Annotated in this window: 1 protein-coding gene; it reads right to left on the bottom strand. The window is 67.0% G+C overall.

The genetic code is table 11. From position 1 onward, the window contains the following. Positions 1-21: 21 nt before the first annotated feature. Positions 22-1,401, bottom strand: a complete 1,380-nt coding sequence (locus tag H5397_RS17335) for an IS110 family transposase (RefSeq protein WP_182818990.1) — start codon at positions 1,399-1,401, stop codon at positions 22-24. Positions 1,402-1,641 lie beyond the last annotated feature (240 nt).

Raw genomic sequence — 1,641 nt, forward strand, 5'->3', positions numbered from 1 at the left:
ACTTTGAGTTCCTAAGGAAAGTCAAGCTGCCTGAGGGCTCCTAGACTTGGTGGTGGCAGGTCGGGATGTTGGAGCGCTCAGCGACTCCTGAGGCTCCCGGCCTGCCTTGCGTTCGGTGGCCCTCTTGTACTGCTTCTTCGAGCTCTTCTTCGGGACCTGGTGGTGTTCCTGGACAATTCGCTTGCCCTCATCCTGGGTAAGCGGAGTGCCGTCCACATCACGGATCTGGTAGGGCTCGCCGTGTCGCCAGCAGGTCGCGATGCGGGTCAGCAAGGTGGTGGCGATGTGGCACACGGCCGAATCGTGGTGCCGTTCGGCGATCATCAGCCGCTTGTACTTGGCGGCCAACTGCGGGTCGAGCTTGCGCGCCTGTTCGGCGGCCATCCACAGGGCTTCGCGGAGCAGTTGGTCGCCGGCCTTGGTCAGCCCTGTCGTGTGGTCGGTGGTGCCGGATTGGTTCACCTTCGGGACGAGCCCGGAGTAGGAGCGGACGGCGGCGAGGCTGGTGAACCGGTGCGGGTCGCCGAGCCGGCCGGCGATGACGCCGGCGATGACCGGGCCGACGCCGGGCGCGGAGCGGATGATCCCGGCCGGGTCAGCGTCGGCGTACAGGCTGGCGATCCGCTGGTCGAGGCCGGCCATCTGGATGGTGAGGACTTGGGCCTGTTCGGCTTCGACGGCGATGTCGGCGGCCAGTTCGGCGTAGTCCATGCCGTCGGCGCCCCACAACTGGAGGGTCTCCTTGGCGGCGGCCACCAGCTCGGCGGCCTTCTCCTCGCGCCAGTGGCCGCGGGAGTGGCGTCGCAGAAACTCGGTCAAACGTGCTTGTCCGAGCCGGATCACGGCGGTCGGGTCGGCGTAGCGGGCCAGAAACTGCAGGGCGGCCTTGCCGTAGTCGGAGCCGAGCGCGTCATACCAGGCGGGGCCGAGGAGTTCGAGTTGGGCGTCGATGCGGTTGAAGATCGCGGAGCGTCGTTTCGCGATCGAGGAGCGTTGCTTCACGACCCGGCGCAGGGGGTCGGCGGGTCCGTCGCCGACATGCTCGCGCAAGCCTTCGGGGTGGAGCAGGGGCAGGCGGGCCAGGATCGCCGAGTCGAGGCGGTCGTTCTTTGTGTGCTTGGAGTAGTAGGCGCGCAGGTCCGCCGACTGGGTCGTCGGCACGAGCACCACGCGGGCGCCGCGCCGCCGGAACCAGGCGGCGACCGGGATCCACGCGTTCCGGGTGGGTTCCATCACCACCGTCAACTCGGCCGGGTCGTCGCAGGCCAGGTCGCGCCACAGCTTCTCCAGATCAGCGGGCCTCGTGTAGAAGCTCCGCCCTCGCCACACCAGGGTGCCGTCCGGGCCGGCCAGCGATGCGACGTGCGCGGCCCGGCAGGCCAGATCAATCCCCAACGTCATCCCCACAATCAATGCCCTTCGATTCGCTTTCTCAAAGTCCGTCGTGCTTCGAATCGGAGCCGGCAAGGCCCAGACATTCTCAAAGTAGAAGTCCCCCGAAACGGGGGCTCCAAGTTCCCGAACAGGGAAACCGCTCCATCGAAGCACCCCCACCGGAGACCTCTCAAAGTCAAGGGATCACACCGTGTCCCAGCCGCTGATCAGACCGCCGGCGGGGGCTACTTCTAACCTAAATGCCGC

This window comes from Propioniciclava sp. MC1683, assembly GCF_014164675.1.
In the GTDB taxonomy this organism is placed as follows: domain Bacteria; phylum Actinomycetota; class Actinomycetes; order Propionibacteriales; family Propionibacteriaceae; genus Propioniciclava.

What these genes read in the sequence shown, in the direction of transcription:
- H5397_RS17335 (WP_182818990.1), bottom strand. Translation starts at nt 1,401, where the DNA reads ATGACGTTGGGGATTGATCTGGCCTGCCGGGCCGCGCACGTCGCATCG.